Source organism: Flavivirga spongiicola (assembly GCF_030540825.1).
Classification (GTDB): Bacteria; Bacteroidota; Bacteroidia; order Flavobacteriales; family Flavobacteriaceae; genus Flavivirga; species Flavivirga spongiicola.
Genome location: NZ_JAUOEO010000001.1, coordinates 1,198,694 through 1,216,421, shown reverse-complemented (window position 1 = coordinate 1,216,421; position 17,728 = coordinate 1,198,694). Strand labels below are relative to the sequence as shown.

At 32.5% G+C, this 17,728-nt stretch carries 18 protein-coding genes; 16 read left to right on the top strand and 2 right to left on the bottom strand.

The window, feature by feature from the left end; genetic code table 11:
• Positions 1–42 precede the first annotated feature (42 nt).
• The 10 genes from Q4Q47_RS04670 (at position 43) to Q4Q47_RS04625 (ending at position 11,480) form a co-directional block, all read left to right on the top strand.
• Positions 43–1,449 carry an FAD-dependent oxidoreductase gene (locus Q4Q47_RS04670; protein ID WP_303305485.1) on the top strand — a complete coding sequence of 469 codons (1,407 nt, stop codon included), beginning with the start codon at positions 43–45 and terminating at the stop codon, positions 1,447–1,449.
• A 36-nt stretch (positions 1,450–1,485) separates the two neighbouring features.
• Positions 1,486–1,974 (top strand): peroxiredoxin family protein, encoded by a 489-nt coding sequence (locus Q4Q47_RS04665; protein ID WP_303305484.1) that lies wholly within the window; start codon positions 1,486–1,488, stop codon positions 1,972–1,974.
• A gap of 2 nt (positions 1,975–1,976) precedes the next feature.
• Positions 1,977–2,510, top strand: a complete 534-nt coding sequence (locus Q4Q47_RS04660; protein ID WP_303305483.1) for an N-acetyltransferase — start codon at positions 1,977–1,979, stop codon at positions 2,508–2,510.
• Between the two features lie 16 nt (positions 2,511–2,526).
• The gene (locus tag Q4Q47_RS04655) at positions 2,527–4,089 is read left to right on the top strand and encodes a protein adenylyltransferase SelO (RefSeq protein ID WP_303305482.1); all 1,563 of its coding nucleotides are present in this window, start codon (positions 2,527–2,529) and stop codon (positions 4,087–4,089) included.
• Entirely contained in the window at positions 4,089–4,310 is a 222-nt protein-coding gene (locus Q4Q47_RS04650; protein ID WP_303305481.1) for a peptide methionine sulfoxide reductase, read from the top strand. Before Q4Q47_RS04655 ends, Q4Q47_RS04650 begins: the two co-directional genes overlap by 1 nt.
• A gap of 121 nt (positions 4,311–4,431) precedes the next feature.
• On the top strand, positions 4,432–5,376 hold the full coding sequence (locus Q4Q47_RS04645) for an aldo/keto reductase (RefSeq protein WP_303305480.1): 945 nt from the start codon (positions 4,432–4,434) through the stop codon (positions 5,374–5,376).
• A 24-nt stretch (positions 5,377–5,400) separates the two neighbouring features.
• Complete coding sequence (locus tag Q4Q47_RS04640; RefSeq protein WP_303305479.1) at positions 5,401–5,796, top strand: hypothetical protein; 396 nt, start codon at positions 5,401–5,403, stop codon at positions 5,794–5,796.
• Positions 5,797–5,813: 17 nt separating this feature from the next.
• Entirely contained in the window at positions 5,814–6,335 is a 522-nt protein-coding gene (locus Q4Q47_RS04635; protein ID WP_303305478.1) for a peptide-methionine (S)-S-oxide reductase, read from the top strand.
• 11 nt (positions 6,336–6,346) lie between these two features.
• Positions 6,347–7,570, top strand: a complete 1,224-nt coding sequence (locus Q4Q47_RS04630; RefSeq protein ID WP_303305477.1) for a bifunctional alpha/beta hydrolase/OsmC family protein — start codon at positions 6,347–6,349, stop codon at positions 7,568–7,570.
• A 202-nt stretch (positions 7,571–7,772) separates the two neighbouring features.
• Entirely contained in the window at positions 7,773–11,480 is a 3,708-nt protein-coding gene (locus tag Q4Q47_RS04625; protein ID WP_303305476.1) for a metallophosphoesterase, read from the top strand.
• A 172-nt stretch (positions 11,481–11,652) separates the two neighbouring features.
• Here the strand turns inward: Q4Q47_RS04625 and Q4Q47_RS04620 are convergent, their stop codons facing one another.
• Entirely contained in the window at positions 11,653–12,495 is an 843-nt protein-coding gene (locus tag Q4Q47_RS04620) for a hypothetical protein (protein WP_303305475.1), read from the bottom strand.
• Positions 12,496–12,543: 48 nt separating this feature from the next.
• Here Q4Q47_RS04620 and Q4Q47_RS04615 point away from each other — a divergent pair, with 48 nt between their 5' ends.
• Genes Q4Q47_RS04615 through Q4Q47_RS04605 form a run of 3 tightly spaced genes read left to right on the top strand, consistent with a single transcriptional unit; the run spans position 12,544 to position 14,766 of the window.
• Positions 12,544–13,755 carry a BaiN/RdsA family NAD(P)/FAD-dependent oxidoreductase gene (locus Q4Q47_RS04615; protein ID WP_303305474.1) on the top strand — a complete coding sequence of 404 codons (1,212 nt, stop codon included), beginning with the start codon at positions 12,544–12,546 and terminating at the stop codon, positions 13,753–13,755.
• Positions 13,756–13,814: 59 nt separating this feature from the next.
• On the top strand, positions 13,815–14,213 hold the full coding sequence (locus Q4Q47_RS04610; protein ID WP_303305473.1) for an endonuclease domain-containing protein: 399 nt from the start codon (positions 13,815–13,817) through the stop codon (positions 14,211–14,213).
• Between the two features lie 13 nt (positions 14,214–14,226).
• Entirely contained in the window at positions 14,227–14,766 is a 540-nt protein-coding gene (locus Q4Q47_RS04605) for a DUF1697 domain-containing protein (protein WP_303305472.1), read from the top strand.
• On the opposite strand, the gene Q4Q47_RS04600 is transcribed toward Q4Q47_RS04605, so the two are convergent.
• Positions 14,763–15,128: a hypothetical protein gene (locus Q4Q47_RS04600; RefSeq protein ID WP_303305471.1), complete on the bottom strand. Its 366-nt coding sequence runs from the start codon at positions 15,126–15,128 to the stop codon at positions 14,763–14,765. The genes Q4Q47_RS04605 and Q4Q47_RS04600 overlap by 4 nt on opposite strands.
• 167 nt (positions 15,129–15,295) lie before the next feature.
• Between Q4Q47_RS04600 and mvaD the strand changes: the two genes are divergently transcribed.
• Genes mvaD through Q4Q47_RS04585 form a run of 3 tightly spaced genes read left to right on the top strand, consistent with a single transcriptional unit; the run spans position 15,296 to position 17,717 of the window.
• A complete protein-coding gene (gene mvaD / locus Q4Q47_RS04595) occupies positions 15,296–16,387 on the top strand; it encodes a diphosphomevalonate decarboxylase (RefSeq protein ID WP_303305470.1) in 1,092 nt (363 codons plus the stop codon).
• A gap of 9 nt (positions 16,388–16,396) precedes the next feature.
• Positions 16,397–16,750 carry a four helix bundle protein gene (locus Q4Q47_RS04590; protein WP_303305469.1) on the top strand — a complete coding sequence of 118 codons (354 nt, stop codon included), beginning with the start codon at positions 16,397–16,399 and terminating at the stop codon, positions 16,748–16,750.
• Positions 16,751–16,787: 37 nt separating this feature from the next.
• Positions 16,788–17,717, top strand: coding sequence for a mevalonate kinase family protein (locus Q4Q47_RS04585; RefSeq protein ID WP_303305468.1), 930 nt, complete (start codon positions 16,788–16,790; stop codon positions 17,715–17,717).
• Positions 17,718–17,728: the final 11 nt, after the last annotated feature.

Genomic DNA, 17,728 nt, shown 5'->3' with positions numbered 1-17,728 from the left:
ACAGTATGTGTTTGGAAGTCTATTTTTTAAACACTAAAACTAATGAATGATATTTTACTTTATGGAGCCGATTGGTGTCCAGATTGCAGAAGAGCTAAAGCTTATTTAAAGGAAAATAATGTTGCATATACCTTTATAGATGTAGACTTAGATAAGGAAGCAACAGCTAGAGTAGAAGCAATTAATAATGGAAAGCGAATTATTCCAACCCTTATAATTAAAAACAAATCGTATACAAATCCTGATAATGTTGAGTTAGCTTCAGTTTTAGGAATTAATGAAACAGGCAGAGTACAACTATTTGGGGCCGATTGGTGTCCAGATTGCAAGAGAGCCAAAAGCTTTTTGAGAGATCATGGCATTAACTTTGAATTTATTGATGTAGATAAATACGATTGGGCCACTCAAAAGGTTGAGGAGATTAATAATGGGAAACGAACTATTCCAACCATTTTAATTGATGATATTCCATATACAAACCCAGATAATGTTAAGCTAACAGAGTTGCTTTCAATAAACGTTGAGAAGGAACATAAAATTTTTGATACCATAATTATTGGAGGTGGAGCAGCAGGATTAACAACTTCTATATATGCGCAAAGAGACCGTTTTGACACCTTGATATTAGAAAAGTCTACTATTGGAGGAAATGCTTTTTTGACTGAAAAAATTGAAAATTACCCAGGATTTCAATCTATTTCAGGCCCTAAATTAATGGAGAAAATGGAAGAACAAGCAAAAACATACGGAGCCGTTATTAAAACAGGAGAAGAAGTTATTGCTATTGAAAAACAAGATGATATATTCTCAATAAAAACAAAAAGCACAACATTTTTAGGAAAATCGGTTGTATTATCTACGGGTTCTACATATCGGAAATTAGGTATTCCTAATGAAGAAGAGTTAATAGGCTCTGGAATTCATTTTTGTGCCACTTGTGACGGTGCTTTTTATAGAGACAAGGATATTATTGTGATTGGCGGTGGGAATTCGGCATTAGAAGAAGGTATCTTTTTAGCAGGATTCTGTAAAAGTGTCAAAATAGTACATCGATCTGAAAATTTTTCCGCATCAGAAACCTATGTAGAAAAATTGGATACTATAGAGAATATTTCGACATATATGAATAAGAATTCACTAGAGTTTATTTCAGATGAAAAAGGACTATTTAAAGGTTTAAAAGTAAAAGATAATGACACTAATGAAGCATCTGTTATAGAGGCAGACGGTGTATTCATTTTTATTGGGTTAATTCCAAATACACAATCGTTTAAAAATATTGTAAACCTTGATAATAGAGGGTTTATTCAAACTACAGGTTTAGCAGAAACCTCAGTAAATGGCATATTTGCTGCAGGTGATTGTAGAGAAGGCGCCATCGCTCAAGTAGCAGCTGCTACTGGAGAAGGGGTTTTGGCGAGTTATGGGATTAGAAATTATTTAAAATAAAGAGTGGTATAAATATTTAAAAGAAAGGGCAATAAAATGTCAAATCAAGCAGAAGAAAAACAAGTATTTAAAGCTCCGGAATTTGATGTGAATCAATGGGTTGACGCTGAGGGGAATAAAACAGAAGCCATTAAGCTTTCAGACTTTAAGGGCAAATTCAAAGTAGTCTATTGTTTTCAAAGTTGGTGTCCAGGATGTCATAGTAAAGGTTTGCCAGATTTAAAGAAAATGGTGGAAGCTTTAAAAGATAACGATGAGGTTGCTTTCTTAGCAGTACAGACTGTTTTTGAAGGACATGATTCCAATACTTATGAAAAAATAGTAGAAACCCAAAAGCAGTATGATTTAAAAATACCATTTGGACATGATCCAGGAGATTATGGAAGGTCAGGATCTAATATCATGTTTAATTATAAAACAGGAGGAACACCATGGTTTTTATTTATAGATAAGCATGATAATGTCGTGTTTAGCGATTTTCATTTAAACCCAGACGCTGCTATAGAGTTTTTAAAAACACTTTAAAAATGAATCGTATTCCAACCATAAAATTATATGGAGCTGCGGGTTGTCATAAAACAAATTATTATAAAATTTTATTAGACAAAACTGAATTGCCATATCAGTTTTTAGATGTAGAAAAAAATAAAGACCATGCCGAAGAATTGCGTAACCTTTATGAAAATAGAAAGCTTAATTTTCCAACTATAACCATTGGTGAAAAGAAATTAAGAAATCCGTATAAAGAAGATTTAGAAAAATGGCTAAATAAACTAATCCCGAGTAGGTTAGATATAATTCACGATAAAGAAAATAAGCGTTTTACATTAGATATTAATGGAGAAAACGCAAAAATAGATTACCAGTTACGTGATAATAAAATGTATCTTATACACTCTGAAGTGCCTTATCATTTAAGAGGACGAGGCATTGGCAAAGTATTGGTAGAAAAAACATTAGAACAACTTACTAATGAATGTTACAAGGCTGTAGTGGTTTGTAGTTATATAAAAGCCGTTGTTTCTAGAAGTGAGAAGTGGAATAAAATTATTGAATATTAGATAGAAAGACAACATAATGCAACTTAACGTAAAAGATACATTTACAAAAGAATTACCAGCAGATCCGACTCTTGAGAATTCTAGAAGACAGGTAAAAAAAGCTTGTTTCTCGTATGTAACACCTAAAAAAACGAAAAAACCAGAATTGCTGCATGTTTCTCCCGAAATGCTATCTGCTTTAGGTTTGTCTGAAAAAGAAGTTAATAGTGCATCATTTCTAAAGGTGTTTACAGGGAATAGTGTATTGCCAAATACAACACCTTATGCCATGTGTTATGGAGGACATCAATTTGGTAATTGGGCAGGACAATTAGGGGATGGTCGCGCGATTAATTTGGCTGAGGTTGAGCATAATAATAAACTATGGGCAATACAATTAAAAGGAGCGGGAGAAACACCATATTCGCGTACAGCTGATGGTTTGGCAGTATTGAGGTCTTCTGTTCGTGAGTATTTGTGTAGTGAAGCGATGCATCATTTAGGTGTGCCTACAACAAGAGCATTGTCATTAGCATTATCAGGAGATGAAGTATTGAGAGATATGCTATATGATGGAAATGCGGCTTATGAAAAAGGGGCTATTGTTTGCAGGGTAGCAACAAGCTTTTTACGCTTTGGTAATTATCAAATATTTGCAGCAAAACAAGATGAAGAGACGTTAAAAGCAGTTGTAGATTACACAATTAAGCATCATTTTGCACATTTAGGGAAGCCTTCTAAAGAAACGTATTTAAAGTTTTTTGAAGCTGTTTTAGATAGTACTTTAGAGATGCTTATTCATTGGCAACGTGTTGGTTTTGTACATGGTGTTATGAACACAGATAACATGTCTATACTTGGGCAAACTATAGATTATGGACCCTATGGCTGGTTAGAAGGCTATGACCATAATTGGACACCTAACACTACAGATAATCAATTTAAACGCTATCGTTATGGAGCGCAGTTGGATATTGGGCTTTGGAATTTATATCAGTTAGCAAATGCATTATATCCATTAATAGGAGAAGCAGAAGGGTTAGAACGTATTTTGAAGTCTTATAATAAGAAAGCACAAGACCAATATTTAGAAATGATGCGAAGTAAATTAGGTTTGTTTTCTTATGAGAAAAGTGATGCCGAATTAATATATAGTTTAGAAGAAACTTTACAATTAACAGAAACAGATATGACCATTTTCTTTAGAACTTTGAGTAACTTTTCTGCTAATAATTCTTCAAAAGGATTAAGTGTAATTGAAAATGCTTTTTATGTACCCAATGAAGTATCAGATACAATACGACAAAAATGGAACACATGGTTCAAGCATTATGCAGAACGTTTGCAAAAAGAAGAAACAACTTCTAAAGTACGAAAGGAGAAAATGAACCAAGTTAATCCTAAATATGTACTTCGTAATTATATGGCACAATTGGCAATAGATGATGCTAATAAAGGCGATTACAAATTAATTGATGAATTGTTTCAGTTACTTAGAAAACCATATGATGAGCAACCAGAGAACGAAAAATGGTTTGTTAAACGGCCAGATTGGGCAAGACATAAAGTAGGATGTTCCATGTTGTCATGTAGTTCATAATGGGAGTTTTACAATATATAAGAAGCATCCCGATAGGATATTCTGAAGTTATATATAAAGGAGAAAAGTATGGTGTGACTAGAGCAGAGTTCAATAAAGGAAATAGTATTAAACTATATGCAGAAGAACTTGGAGGTAAAGATTTTATTAGTTTGAACTATTACATTACAAGTTTATCTGAAAGTTTAAAACCCTGTGAAACATCCATGACAAAGTTTTAATTTAAAGGTGTATTTTATTAGATGTTATATGCGTCCTAAAATATAATATAAATCATCGCATAAAATGTCAAAACAAAAAGTAATTCATTTTTTAAAAAATAGTAAACTATTATAATAACGCATGCAACTAGGTCTAGGAACAGCTGCTTTAGGCAGACCACAATATATTAATTTACGTCAAAAAGGGTTTATTAATCCAGATTTAAAAACGTTTAAACAACAAAGTTTTTCTGTTTTAGAAAAAGCATACGGATTAGGTGTTAGGTATTTTGATACAGCGCCAGGTTATGGTTTAGCAGAAAATTTATTGTTAGAATGGCTACAAACAAAAAAAGATAGCGATATTCAAATTGCAACAAAATGGGGATATACTTATGTGGCAAATTTTAATGCTAATGCTAAAGTACATGAGGTTAAAGAACATAGTTTAGAAAAATTAAATGAGCAATGGAAAGTTTCAAAGGCATTCTTGCCTCATTTAAAAGCGTATCAAATACATTCTGCAACTCTAGAAACGGGTGTTTTAAAAAATGAAGCTATTTTAAACCGATTAGCATTTTTAAAGAATGAATATGAAATAGAAATTGGTATCACAACAACGGGAGATAATCAAGTCGAGGTTATTAAAAAAGCTTTAGATGTTTTAGTAAATGGGAAGCCACTTTTTGATGCATTTCAGGTAACTTATAATATGTTAGATCAAAGTTTAGGCGTCATATCAGAGACACTTTTAAATCAAGACAAGAAAATCATTATCAAAGAAGCTTTGGCTAATGGAAGGCTCTTTAGAAATAGGCGTTATAAACATTATGATAAATTATATGGGGTTCTGGAAGAGTTTGCAAGAAAATATAATGTTGGAGTAGACGTAATTGCTTTGAAGTTTTGTCAACAAAGTATAAATAAGAGTATGGTTCTAAGTGGAGCTTCAAATGATGACCATTTAAAATCTAACCTTCAAATGAATACAATTACTTTATCAGAAGAAGACTTAAACAGGCTTAAAAGCTATAGAATAGATTCAGCTAATTATTGGGGAGAGCGAAAACAACTAACCTGGAACTAAAACAAACAATAATAATTCAGAAAAATGAACTGGTATTTACCAATAAAAATAATTCCAAGATTAGGTATGCTAATCTTGTCGACCGTTACTCAAATGTTAAACTTGAGTTCAGAAATTAATAATTTAATGACTCGAAAATGCTCTGTATTTCAACATGAAATTTCTAAACATAAAATAAAGCAATTAAGCCTATTAACAAGAACGAATTCTTTATTATGTTTAACAACAGGGAGTTATGTGTTATCGGTTATTTTTTGGAGGATTTTTGAAAGCGAATCTATTGTTAGTATTTCCAATATTACTTTATATACAGGAATCGTTTTTGTTTTTATGGCAATTACCTTACTTATTACTTATGCGTTTAAAGCTGTAAAAATTAGAAAAGACCGATTAGCAAATAATCAAAATTTACATTCTTGAATTATTCTTAGAAGTATATGAAATTAACAAAAATAGCCTTAGGAGGTGGTTGTCATTGGTGCACAGAGGCTGTATTTCAATCGTTAAAAGGCGTTGTAAAAGTTGAACAAGGTTATGTGTCTTCAGTCGAAGAAAATAGTAGTTTTTCAGAAGCTGTCATTGTACATTTCAATACTGAAGATATTTCATTAAAAACACTTGTTGAAATTCATTTACATACACATAAAAGTACAAGCAACCATTCTATGCGAAGTAAATACAGGTCTGCTGTTTACACATTTTCAGAAGCACAAAAAGAGGAGTTGGAATGCGTTATTGAATATTTTCAGAAAGACTTTGACTATAAATTAATTACTAAAGTCTATCCTTTCCAATCTTTTAAAGCTTCAAGAGAAGCTATTCAAAAGTATTATCAAAAAGACCCGAATAAACCCTTTTGTAAAACATTTATTGCCCCCAAATTAAAGTACTTGGTACAAAAATTTTCTTATCAAATTAACCAAAGTAAAGTAGCACATATAGCTACGACTACAGTATAAAGATTTTAAAAATGAAAAGCTCAAAATTAAATATTCAAAATAATAAAGGTTTAAAACTTCAGGCATATCTAGAGTTACCGGCAAATCAAAAACCAAATTACTTTGCCATTTTTGCACACTGTTTTACATGTACAAGTTCATTAAGTGCCGTAAAAAATATTAGTAGAGCTTTAACGAACTACGGTTTTGGAGTCGTAAGATTCGATTTTACGGGTTTAGGTAGAAGTGAGGGGGAGTTTGCAGAGAGCCATTTTTCTGCCAATGTAGATGATTTGATTGCCGTAAGCAATTATATGAATTCTAACTATGAAGCGCCTTCACTATTAATCGGTCATTCGTTAGGAGGCGCAGCAGTATTGTCGGCAGCTTCCCAATTAGAAAACGTTAAAGCAGTTGCAACTATTGGAGCACCGGCCACGGTAAGCCATGTAACACATTTATTCTCCCATGGTATAGATGCCATTAAAGAGAAAGGTGAGGTAGAAGTTAATATTGGAGGACGCCCTTTTAAAATTAATAAGGACTTTGTTGAAGATTTTGATAAAACCGATTTGCCTTCTATTGTGAAGAAATTACGAAAACCATTATTAATTTTACATGCACCCACAGATACCGTTGTAGGGATTAAAAATGCAGAACAGTTATACCATCATGCACATCATCCAAAAAGTTTTGTAACGCTTGATAATGCCGACCATTTATTATCAAACCCAAGTGATAGTAAATATGCGGGAAATGTAATCGGTACCTGGGTTCAACGTTATTTTGAATTTAAAGAAAATAAAATGCTTGAAACTAAAGGGGAGCAGTTAGTAGGGCATTTAAATTTGATTGAAGACCATTTTACAACAGCCATTCAAACTAAAAACCATACGATGATTGCAGATGAGCCTAGTTCTATTGGTGGAGATGATTTTGGGCCTTCACCTTATGAGTACCTCAATGCAGGCTTAGTCGCTTGTACAGCCATGACCTTAAAGATGTATGCACAGCGAAAGCAATGGGATTTACAGGAGGTATTTGTTTATGTAACGCATTCAAGAAAGCACAGTGATGATTTAGGTTTAGAAATAGAAACTCCTACTTACTTGGATCATATTAGTAAAAAGCTGAAATTTGTTGGTGATTTGGATGAAAAACAAAAAGAACGTTTAAAAGAAATTGCATCGAAATGTCCTGTGCATAAGACTATTGCAAGTGAAGTTGTTTTTAATACCACCATCATAAATGATTAAATAGCATTTAATCGAAAAAGGATTCCTCGATGTTTTGCGTCGAGCCTGCCTGCCGGAAAAGGCAGGGTTTCCGTTGAAATTGTCATTCTCGTGAAATCGCAAGATTCATGAATTCATTAATATAAAATAAAAAACAATGAATAAAACGGGAATCTGAATAAACCTTTTATTTATTATCTTTAATCACTCACAAAACCCTCATATGCATACTAAATATAGAACCATCCTAACTTTAGTCATCATGTTTATATTCAGTGCTTGCGCTACATATAAACCACAATATAAAAGCACAAATACAAGCTCTTCTTCTCCAGAAAAAGAGATTATACATTCGTTTTATTTAATTGGAGATGCTGGAAATTCAGCTTTGGGGTCAGAATCTGAAGCATTACGAGATTTTAAGGTTGAATTAAATAAGGCAGCAAAACAAAGTACCGCATTGTTTTTAGGAGATAATATTTACCCAAAGGGGATGCCTAAAAAGAATGAAGAAGGTAGAGCGTTTGCAGAACATCAAATGGTCGTGCAAACAAATGCTGTTAAAGATTTTAATGGAGAGGCTATTTTTATTCCGGGAAACCATGATTGGTATAGTAACGGGTTAAAAGGTTTAAAAAGACAAGAAGAATATATTGAGAAAGCTTTAGGCAAAAATACGTTCTTACCTGAAAATGGTTGCCCTATTGAAAAAGTTGAGATTAATGATCATATAGTCATGATTATTATCGATTCTGAATGGTATTTAACCAATTGGGATAAACACCCAACTATAAATGACGATTGCGAGATAAAAACAAGAGCCAAATTTTTTGAAGAATTGGAAAGTTTACTAAAAAAAGCACGAGGTAAAACCACGGTTATTGCTATGCATCATCCCATGTTTAGCAATGGGCCTCATGGTGGGCAATATGATTTTACCTCTCATATGAAACCCATTCCCGTTTTAGGAACCTTAAAAAATATTCTTAGAAAAACCACTGGTGTTTCTCCAGCAGATCTTCAAAATAAAAGATATAATACTTTTAAAAAACGGGTTGTCACCTTAGCTCAAGAAAATGAAAAATCAATTTTTGTGTCTGGGCACGAACATAGTTTACAATATTTGGTAAAAGATAATTTACCGCAAATTATTAGTGGGGCAGGATCAAAAGCAACTGCAACAAGAAATGTTTCAGATCAATTTTCATCCAGTGATGCAGGTTTTGCTAGGTTAGATGTATTTAAAGATGGATCTTCATATGTGCGATTTTATTCAGCAAAAGAGGACAAAATAATATTTCAAACAGAAGTGATTTCTGCCGATAAAGAAGAAAAACATCTTAATTATAATACGACGTTTCCAAAAGAAAAAATAGCATCTGTTTATACGGAAGAAGAAGTAACTAAAAGTGGATTTTACAAATCTTTTTGGGGAGAACGTTACCGTAAATATTACGGAACCAAGTTGAATGTGCCAACGGTAAAATTGGATACGTTATTCGGTGGACTTTCACCATATAGAAAAGGAGGAGGACATCAATCGAAATCTCTTCATTTAATAAATAAAGAAGGGAAAAGGTATGTCATGCGGGCAATTCGAAAAAGCGCCACAGTATATTTGCAAGCCATGGCCTTTAAAGACCAGTATATCGAAGGTCAGTTTGAAGGCACAGCTACCGAAAGTTTAATACAAGATTTTTACACAGGGTCTCACCCATATGCACCGTTTGTTACTGGAGGGTTGTCTGATGCTGTTAACTTGTTTCATACCAATCCTGTATTGTATTATATCCCTAAGCAAAATGCTCTGGCAGATTTTAATAAGGATTTTGGAAATGAATTATACATGATTGAAGAACATGTTTCTGATGGACATAGGAACCTTGAAAGCTTTGGAAATGCTAATAAGATAGAGAGTACCGACGATTTAATGAAAAAACTTCGTAAAGACGAAAAATATATAGTTGATGATGACATGTATTTACGGGCGCGCTTGTTCGATATGGCTATAGGCGATTGGGATAGACATGTAGACCAATGGCGTTGGGCAGAGTTTAAAGATAAAAAATCAGGTCAAGTTATCTATAAACCCATTCCAAGAGATCGAGATCAGGCATTCTCTATTATGGGAGACGGTGCTTTAATGAAATTGGCGACCAGAATTATACCGCCATTAAAATTAATGGAAGGCTTTATGGATGATGTTAGAAATGTTAAAGGTTTTAATTTTAGCCCATTTTCATTAGATATGACCTTGCTTAATAAAACCAAAAAGAAACAATGGGATGAGCAGGTCGCATTCATTCAAAAGAATTTAACAGAAGAAGCTATTGATGAGGCTTTTAAGGCATTTCCAGAAGAAGTGAGAGATGAAACGATTACTAAAATAAAAAGCACATTGCTGTCCAGAATTAAAAATTTACCAACAATTGCAGATAGATATTATAAGGTACTAAACAAATTTGCGGTAATAAAGGGAACAGATAAAGATGATTTGTTTGAAATAGAACGAATGATAAATGGTGAGACTAAATTAACAGCATACCGTATTAAAAATGGAAAAAAAGATACAGTGTTTTTTGAAAGAACATACAAAAGAGAAGAAACGAAAGAAATTTGGATTTATGGTTTAGATGATAAAGATGTCTTTAAAGTAATTGGGAAAGGTGACCATTTAATAAAACTTCGACTTATTGGTGGGCAAAATAATGATACATATACTATTGAAAATGGTAAAAAAGTAGCTCTTTATGATTTTAAGTCTAAGAAGAGCGATTTTACGACTAATAAAGGGAGTAAAAATCTAACAGATGATTATGAAACCAATATATATGATTATACAAAGCCAAAAAATAATACCAACCAGTTTATACCTACATTAGGAGCTAATCCGGACGACGGATTTAAAATAGGCTTTATAAATACACTCACTAATTATGGGTTTGAGCGCAATCCGTTTAGCTCGCAACACACGTTTTCCGGTGCTTATTATTTTGCTACAAGCGGATTTGATTTTGAATATAATGGTGAATTTGCCAATGTCATTGCTTCTTGGAATTTGGCTTTAAATGCAAAATATACCAGCCCTAATTACTCCATTAATTTCTTCGGATTTGGTAATAGTACACCCAATTTAAATGCGGATGATGAAGCTAATTTTGATATGGATTACAACCGTGTAAAATTAAGCACGTTAAAATTAGCACCCTCATTAAATTGGAGGGGAGATTTAGGTGGGCATTTTAAGCTAGGGCTGAGCTATGAGTCTATTGAAGTAGAAGAGACTAGTGATCGGTTTATAAACACGTTTTATACAGCAAATGGCCAGGATAATCATAAAGATTTTATAGGAGCAGACGCTACTTATACTTTTGAAAATAAAGATAACGAGGCTTTTCCAACTTTAGGAATGCAAACAAGTTTACAGTTTGGGTACAAATCCAATATAGATGATTCAGTTGGGTTTGCCTATTTTATTCCAGAACTTGGTTTTGATTATAAATTGGTTTCCAGCGGACAACTTGTTCTGGCTACCATGGCAAAGGCCCATTTTATTTTTGGTGATGATTATGAGTTTTATCAGGCTGCAAGTATTGGAGGTGATGACGGGCTTCGTGGATACAGAAACCAAAGGTTTTCTGGCGAAAACTCATTTTATCAAAGTACGGATTTACGTTTAAACCTTCGTAAAGTTAAAACAGGGCTTTTACCATTAAATATTGGGATCTATGGTGGTTTTGATTATGGACGTGTTTGGGTTGAAAACAATATGGTTTTGAATAATAATCCTGGCTTTAATTCTAATACTTGGAACACATCTATAGGAGGTGGTATTTTTGCAAATGCAGCAGATATTATAACGCTTAATTTATCAGCATTTAATAGTGACGATGGTTTGCGCTTAGCTTTTAAAATGGGATTTGGGTTTTGATTTGTCATCCTGAGTTTTTGTACGGAATTTGTTTAGAGTTTGCTCAAGTTTAATACGTTAATTGAAAGCTGTGTCTGGTCGAGCGCAGTCGAGACCTATTTATTTAATAACCTTTTGACTATGCTCAAGATAGGCTAAAGCCGAAGTACTCGAGGAGACAAATAGAAAATAACTATTCCAGCTTAAACTTATACAAATTCCCGCCATCACCATGCGCCCTTTCGTCAGTAATGTAAAGGGTGTTTTTATCTTTAAAACAAATGCCTTCTTTTTGAGATACATTTTTAAAGTCATATGATTTAAGAGTGCCATTAAAAAAATCGTCTGAAGTAAAATTGCTAAAAACCAAAAATGATTTTTGAGTTAGTAAAACCATTTGTTTTCCATCATCGCTGATATCAGCTGAGGTTACCCAGCAATATAAATCGTCGCAAGAACTAAATGTACTAACCAACTCTGCTATATGATTCCCTTTTTTAGCGGGGATTTTATATAAATGTGTTTTACCAAAATCGTTTTTTACCCGACTTTTAGTAAATAAATAGAGGCTATCATTATAATGGAAGAAAGCTTCACAATCAAAATATAACTTTTTCTTTTTTGGAGGAAACTTTTTCTGGTTTGCATATTTAAAGGATATACGTTCAACGTTAATTTTTCCAGAGTTTTTTAAAGCGTTTGCATTCACTTTTAAAATGCTTAGGTTTTTGCGTTTGTTTAAGTTATTTCCAAAATCACCTATATAAAGATTACCTTTTTTGTCTGACGTTAGATCCTCCCAGTCGTGATTTTTTGCATCTATTTTCAACTCTATTTTTATACCCCCTTTTTTATTTAAACCATAAACCTTTGAAGCATTTCCACCATCATTTAACATCCAGATTAAATCTGAATTTGGAGTTGTTTCTGTTCCGGAAACTTCGCGTAAGGTTTCAGGTAAATCCGCAATTATATTTTTACTTTCCGGGTTACAGGAAGCTGCTAATAGTATTAATGATAAAAGAAATTTATTCATTTAGGCTGTGATCGTTTATAATGTTAAATTTACACAGTAATTTTTAATATGAAAGCATACGACGTTATTATTGTTGGTGGTGGAGCAGCAGGTTTTTTTGCAGCCATTAATATTGCTGAGCAAAACCCGAGTTTAAAAGTAGCCATTTTAGAACGCGGCAAAGAAGGGCTTCAAAAAGTAAAAATATCTGGAGGCGGACGTTGTAATGTGACGCATGCGGAATTTATACCTTCTGAATTAGTACAAAATTATCCGAGAGGTGAAAAAGAATTATTAGGACCTTTTCATCAGTTTATGACGGGTGATACTATGGAGTGGTTCGAAAAAAGAGGTGTGCCATTAAAAATTGAAGACGATGGACGTATGTTTCCTGTGTCAAATTCATCTCAAACCATCATTGATTGTTTTTTAAGTGAAACAAAAAAACATGGTGTTACCGTCTTATATAATCATTCGGTGAAATCTATTAAAAAGAAGCAAGACATATGGGAATTAGACACAACCGAAGACGCGTTTGTTTCAAAAAAAGTATTAATAGCAACCGGTAGCAATCCGAAGATTTGGAGTTTATTGGAAAGTTTAGGACATGCTATTTTACAACCAGTTCCTTCATTGTTTACTTTCGATATTAAGGATCCTCGAATTAAAGATATTCCAGGTGTTGTAGCTCAAAATGTAGCCATTAAAGTTGTTGATAGTCATTTAGAGTCAGAAGGACCATTGCTTATTACCCATGTAGGAATGAGTGCTCCGGCAATTTTAAAACTTTCGGCATTTGGTGCTTTAGAATTGGCAAAACGCGATTATAAATTTCAAATTAAAATCAATTTTATAAAACAAAATTTTAAAGATTGTTTAGATGATTTAAAGGAATTTAAACAAAAATCAGCAAAAAAGATGGTATTTAAATTTGCTCAATATGAATTGCCAAAAAGGTTATGGCAACAATTTGTATTAGCATCCAATATTTCAAATACAACAACTTGGGCAGATATAAACAGACAACAATTAGAAGCTTTAGCATTACAATTAACTGAGGCCTTATTTAAGGTTACTGGTAAAAGCACCTTTAAAGAAGAGTTTGTTACTGCTGGAGGTGTTGATTTAAAAGAAGTTAATTTTAAAACCTTTGAAAGTAAGCTTTGTGAAAACTTGTATTTTGCTGGCGAAATTTTAAATATAGATGCCATTACAGGCGGGTTTAATTTTCAGAATGCATGGACAGGGGCTTATATTGCTGCTAAGTCTATTGCACGATAGTATTTCCCCTCTAATAAGAGGGGATTAAGGGGTGTGTTCTTATTAATTTATCAGTATATATGAAAGTATATTATAATCCAAAACTTAAAGAATTAGCTCGACAACTTCGCAATAATTCAACAAAAGCCGAAATAAAGTTATGGACTTACTTGAGAAGAAATCAAATGCATAATTATGATTTTCATAGACAAAAACCTATCGATGAGTTTATTGTAGATTTCTTTTGTAATAAATTGCAGTTAGCTATTGAATGTGATGGTTGTTCTCATGAAATATTAGAAGTTTATAATAAAGATATTAAGAAAACAAAACAATTAAATGAACTTGGGATTCATGTATTGCGCTTTTCAGACTATCAAATTTTGAAAGATATTGATAACGTTTTTCGTGCCATTGAAGATTATATTTTTAAATTTGAAGAAAATAATTTTACACCTCCCTCAATCCCTCCTTGTTAGGAGGGAAGTTATTATGAAAACATACATCGCACTTTTAAGAGGAATAAATGTTAGCGGGCAAAAAAAAGTTCCCATGGCAGAGTTGAGAGAGTTACTCTCTAATTCTGGCTTAAAGGAAGTACAGACTTATATCCAAAGCGGGAATGTGATTTTTAAATCAACAGAAGAGGATTTACAAAAGTTAGCGTTTAAAATACATAATGCTATCAAAACACATTTCGGTTTTGAAGTACCAATTCTTGTTAAAACCCATCAAGATTTAAAGGAGGTTTTTGATAATTGCCCATTTCCTGAAGAGAAAAAAATAAACAGTTATTTTACGCTGTTGTATAGCGTTCCAGACATAGATTTAATCAACGAAGCTGCAAAAATAACATACCCAAATGAAGAGTTTGCAATCACGAATGACTGTATTTATTTTTATTGTTCTACAGGTTATAGAAAGGCAAAATACAGTAATAATTTTTTTGAGCGTAAACTGAAAACAACAGCAACAGCAAGAAACTATAAGACGATGATAAAGCTTTTAGAATTGTCTTTAAACGTATCTTAATTTCTGGTGAATTCCATTAAAGGGCCATCTACTTCTGGGTGATCTGATAAGAATAGATTTCCATTTTTAAAATAGTAATCATACTCTACCGACAGAATCGTTATTTTACCTTTTTTTAATGAAAAATTGTGACTTCCTGTATCTAGTATTTGTAGAGGTTCATCAGGATTATTAACTACACTTACCTGGTTGCTTGATAAATTAAAATTCCAAATATGTTCTCCTTTTTGAAAGTCCACGGGAGCACATTCACATGTGACATCTATTAGATGCCAGATTCCATTTAATGAGTCTGTGTTATTATCACTCGAACAAGATGAAATAAATCCAATAAGGGCAAAAAGTAGAGCAATTTTTTTCATTATATTTTTCATGGTTTATTATTAGATACAAAAGTATTTATTTGGTTGCGTCAAATTATAATTTGCAAATAGGTGACCAATTGGATATTTCCTATTTTTGCCAAATATTAATTATCGATATTATAGAGGTCTATTTAAATGGTCTTTGTCGGTAGATTTAAATTAGAATGCAAGAAACACGATTTATTCCTAAAGCCTATACAAGTTCTATTGAAAACGGAAGTTTTACATGGTCATCACCAAGTAACATTGCTTTAGTTAAATATTGGGGTAAAAAAGAACACCAAATTCCAGAGAATCCATCGGTTAGTTTTACACTCGATAATTGTAAAACAACAACAACTTTGAGTTTTTCTAAAAAAGAAAGTTCAGATGATTTCTCGTTTGATGTTTTTTTAGATGGAGATAAAAAAGATGATTTTAAACTGAAAATTGAAGCTTTTTTCAAGCGTATAGAAGCTTATTTACCATTTTTAAGAGACTATTATTTTAAAATCGAAACATCTAATACCTTTCCTCATAGTTCTGGCATTGCATCTTCTGCCAGTGGTATGAGCGCTTTAGCTTTGTGTTTAATGAGTATAGAAGAAGAATTAGACGTAGACCATTTTGATGATTATTTCTTTCAAAAAGCATCTTTCTTAGCACGTTTAGGCTCAGGAAGTGCCTGTAGAAGTTTGGAAGGTGATTTAGTAGTTTGGGGGAAACACGACGAGATTGATGGAAGTTCAGATCTATTTGGAGTCAAGTACCCATTTGAAGTACACCAAAACTTTAAAAATTATCAAGACACTATTTTATTAGTTGATAAAGGCGAAAAACAAGTAAGTAGTACGGTTGGTCATAATTTAATGTACGGTCATCCATTTGCACAAGAACGTTTTAAACAAGCTCATGAAAATCTATCTAGCTTAATAAGCGTATTTAAAGAAGGCGACTTAGATACATTTATAGAAATTGTTGAAAGTGAAGCGTTGACACTTCATGCGATGATGATGACCAGTATGCCATACTTTATCTTAATGAAACCAAATACCTTAGAAATAATAAATAAAATATGGTCGTTTAGAAAAAAAACAGGCTCTAAAGTATGTTTTACTTTAGACGCTGGGGCTAATGTTCATGTTTTGTATCCTAAAAATGAAAGTAAACAAGTTTGTGGGTTTATTAAAAATGAACTAGTTGCATATTGTCAAAATGGGCATTATATTTGCGATAGAATTGGTTTTGGAGCAAAGCAATTAACAATTGAAAATTGATAATTGACAATGAAGAAGGATAATGTTGTTAAATCCAAAAGCTATCGTTTTGCAGTTAGAATTGTTAATTTATATAAGTTTTTAGCTGAAGAAAAAAAGGAGTTTGTAATCTCTAAACAATTATTGCGATCAGGAACATCTATTGGAGCAAATGTTAGAGAAGCAGAACATGCCGAAAGCAAAGCAGATTTTATTCATAAATTATCAATTGCTTTAAAAGAAGCTAACGAAACGGAATATTGGCTAGATTTACTGAATGAAACGGATTATATAAATAATTCTGAGTATCTTAGTATTCAATTAGGTATTAAGGAACTATTAAGATTATTAATAAGTATTATTAAAGCCTCAAAACAACGTTAATTGTCATTTTTGCATTGTCAATTTTCAATTATATGATATGAAAGGACCGCTTTTTTACTCAAAAATATTACTCTTCGGAGAGTATGGAATCATTAAAGATTCCAAAGGACTGTCTATACCCTATAACTTTTACAACGGTGCTTTAAAGACAGATGAAAACCCTTCTAATACGGCTATCGAATCAAACGCAAGTTTAAAGGGTTTTGTTAGTTATTTAGAAAATATTAATCCTGAATTAGTAACTTTTGATATTACGTTGTTAAAACAGCATGTCCATGCTGGTATGTATTTCGATTCTTCTATCCCACAAGGTTATGGTGTTGGAAGTAGTGGCGCTTTAGTTGCTGCTATTTACGATAAATATGCTCAAAACAAAATTACAGTTTTAGAGAATTTAACACGAGTGAAGTTGTTGAAATTAAAAGCCATTTTTTCAGCAATGGAATCTTTTTTTCACGGAAAATCTTCTGGATTGGATCCATTGAATAGTTATTTAAGCATTCCAATTCTTATCAATTCTAAAGATAATATTGAAGCAACAGGTATACCTTCTCAAAAGAATGAAGGTAAAAATGCGGTTTTTTTATTAGATAGTGGCATTATTGGAGAAACAGCACCTATGGTGAGCATTTTTATGGAAAACATGAAGCAGGAAGGTTTTCGTAGCATGCTCAAAGACCAATTTATAAAACATACAGATGCTTGTGTTGACGATTTTTTAAATGGAAATATTAAATCATTATTTAAAAACACAAAGAGCTTGTCAAAGGTCGTTTTAAACCATTTTAAGCCTATGATTCCTCAACAGTTTCACGAGCTTTGGAAAAAAGGTATTGAAACAAACGAATATTATTTAAAGCTTTGTGGTTCTGGTGGCGGCGGTTATATTCTTGGGTTTACAGAAGATATCGATAGAGCAAAACAATCACTTAGTGCTTATAAATTAGAAGTCGTTTATAACTTCTAAACTTCGCTTAT

Excerpts from the sequence above, each read along its gene's own strand:
- Q4Q47_RS04670 (WP_303305485.1), top strand. The coding sequence starts at position 43 with ATGAATGATATTTTACTTTATGGAGCCGATTGGTGTCCAGATTGCAGA.
- Q4Q47_RS04665 (WP_303305484.1), top strand. The coding sequence starts at position 1,486 with ATGTCAAATCAAGCAGAAGAAAAACAAGTATTTAAAGCTCCGGAATTT.
- Q4Q47_RS04660 (WP_303305483.1), top strand. The coding sequence starts at position 1,977 with ATGAATCGTATTCCAACCATAAAATTATATGGAGCTGCGGGTTGTCAT.
- Q4Q47_RS04655 (WP_303305482.1), top strand. The coding sequence starts at position 2,527 with ATGCAACTTAACGTAAAAGATACATTTACAAAAGAATTACCAGCAGAT.
- Q4Q47_RS04650 (WP_303305481.1), top strand. The coding sequence starts at position 4,089 with ATGGGAGTTTTACAATATATAAGAAGCATCCCGATAGGATATTCTGAA.
- Q4Q47_RS04645 (WP_303305480.1), top strand. The coding sequence starts at position 4,432 with ATGCAACTAGGTCTAGGAACAGCTGCTTTAGGCAGACCACAATATATT.
- Q4Q47_RS04640 (WP_303305479.1), top strand. The coding sequence starts at position 5,401 with ATGAACTGGTATTTACCAATAAAAATAATTCCAAGATTAGGTATGCTA.
- Q4Q47_RS04635 (WP_303305478.1), top strand. The coding sequence starts at position 5,814 with ATGAAATTAACAAAAATAGCCTTAGGAGGTGGTTGTCATTGGTGCACA.
- Q4Q47_RS04630 (WP_303305477.1), top strand. The coding sequence starts at position 6,347 with ATGAAAAGCTCAAAATTAAATATTCAAAATAATAAAGGTTTAAAACTT.
- Q4Q47_RS04625 (WP_303305476.1), top strand. The coding sequence starts at position 7,773 with ATGCATACTAAATATAGAACCATCCTAACTTTAGTCATCATGTTTATA.
- Q4Q47_RS04620 (WP_303305475.1), bottom strand. The coding sequence starts at position 12,495 with ATGAATAAATTTCTTTTATCATTAATACTATTAGCAGCTTCCTGTAAC.
- Q4Q47_RS04615 (WP_303305474.1), top strand. The coding sequence starts at position 12,544 with ATGAAAGCATACGACGTTATTATTGTTGGTGGTGGAGCAGCAGGTTTT.
- Q4Q47_RS04610 (WP_303305473.1), top strand. The coding sequence starts at position 13,815 with ATGAAAGTATATTATAATCCAAAACTTAAAGAATTAGCTCGACAACTT.
- Q4Q47_RS04605 (WP_303305472.1), top strand. The coding sequence starts at position 14,227 with ATGAAAACATACATCGCACTTTTAAGAGGAATAAATGTTAGCGGGCAA.
- Q4Q47_RS04600 (WP_303305471.1), bottom strand. The coding sequence starts at position 15,128 with ATGAAAAAAATTGCTCTACTTTTTGCCCTTATTGGATTTATTTCATCT.
- mvaD (WP_303305470.1), top strand. The coding sequence starts at position 15,296 with ATGCAAGAAACACGATTTATTCCTAAAGCCTATACAAGTTCTATTGAA.
- Q4Q47_RS04590 (WP_303305469.1), top strand. The coding sequence starts at position 16,397 with ATGAAGAAGGATAATGTTGTTAAATCCAAAAGCTATCGTTTTGCAGTT.
- Q4Q47_RS04585 (WP_303305468.1), top strand. The coding sequence starts at position 16,788 with ATGAAAGGACCGCTTTTTTACTCAAAAATATTACTCTTCGGAGAGTAT.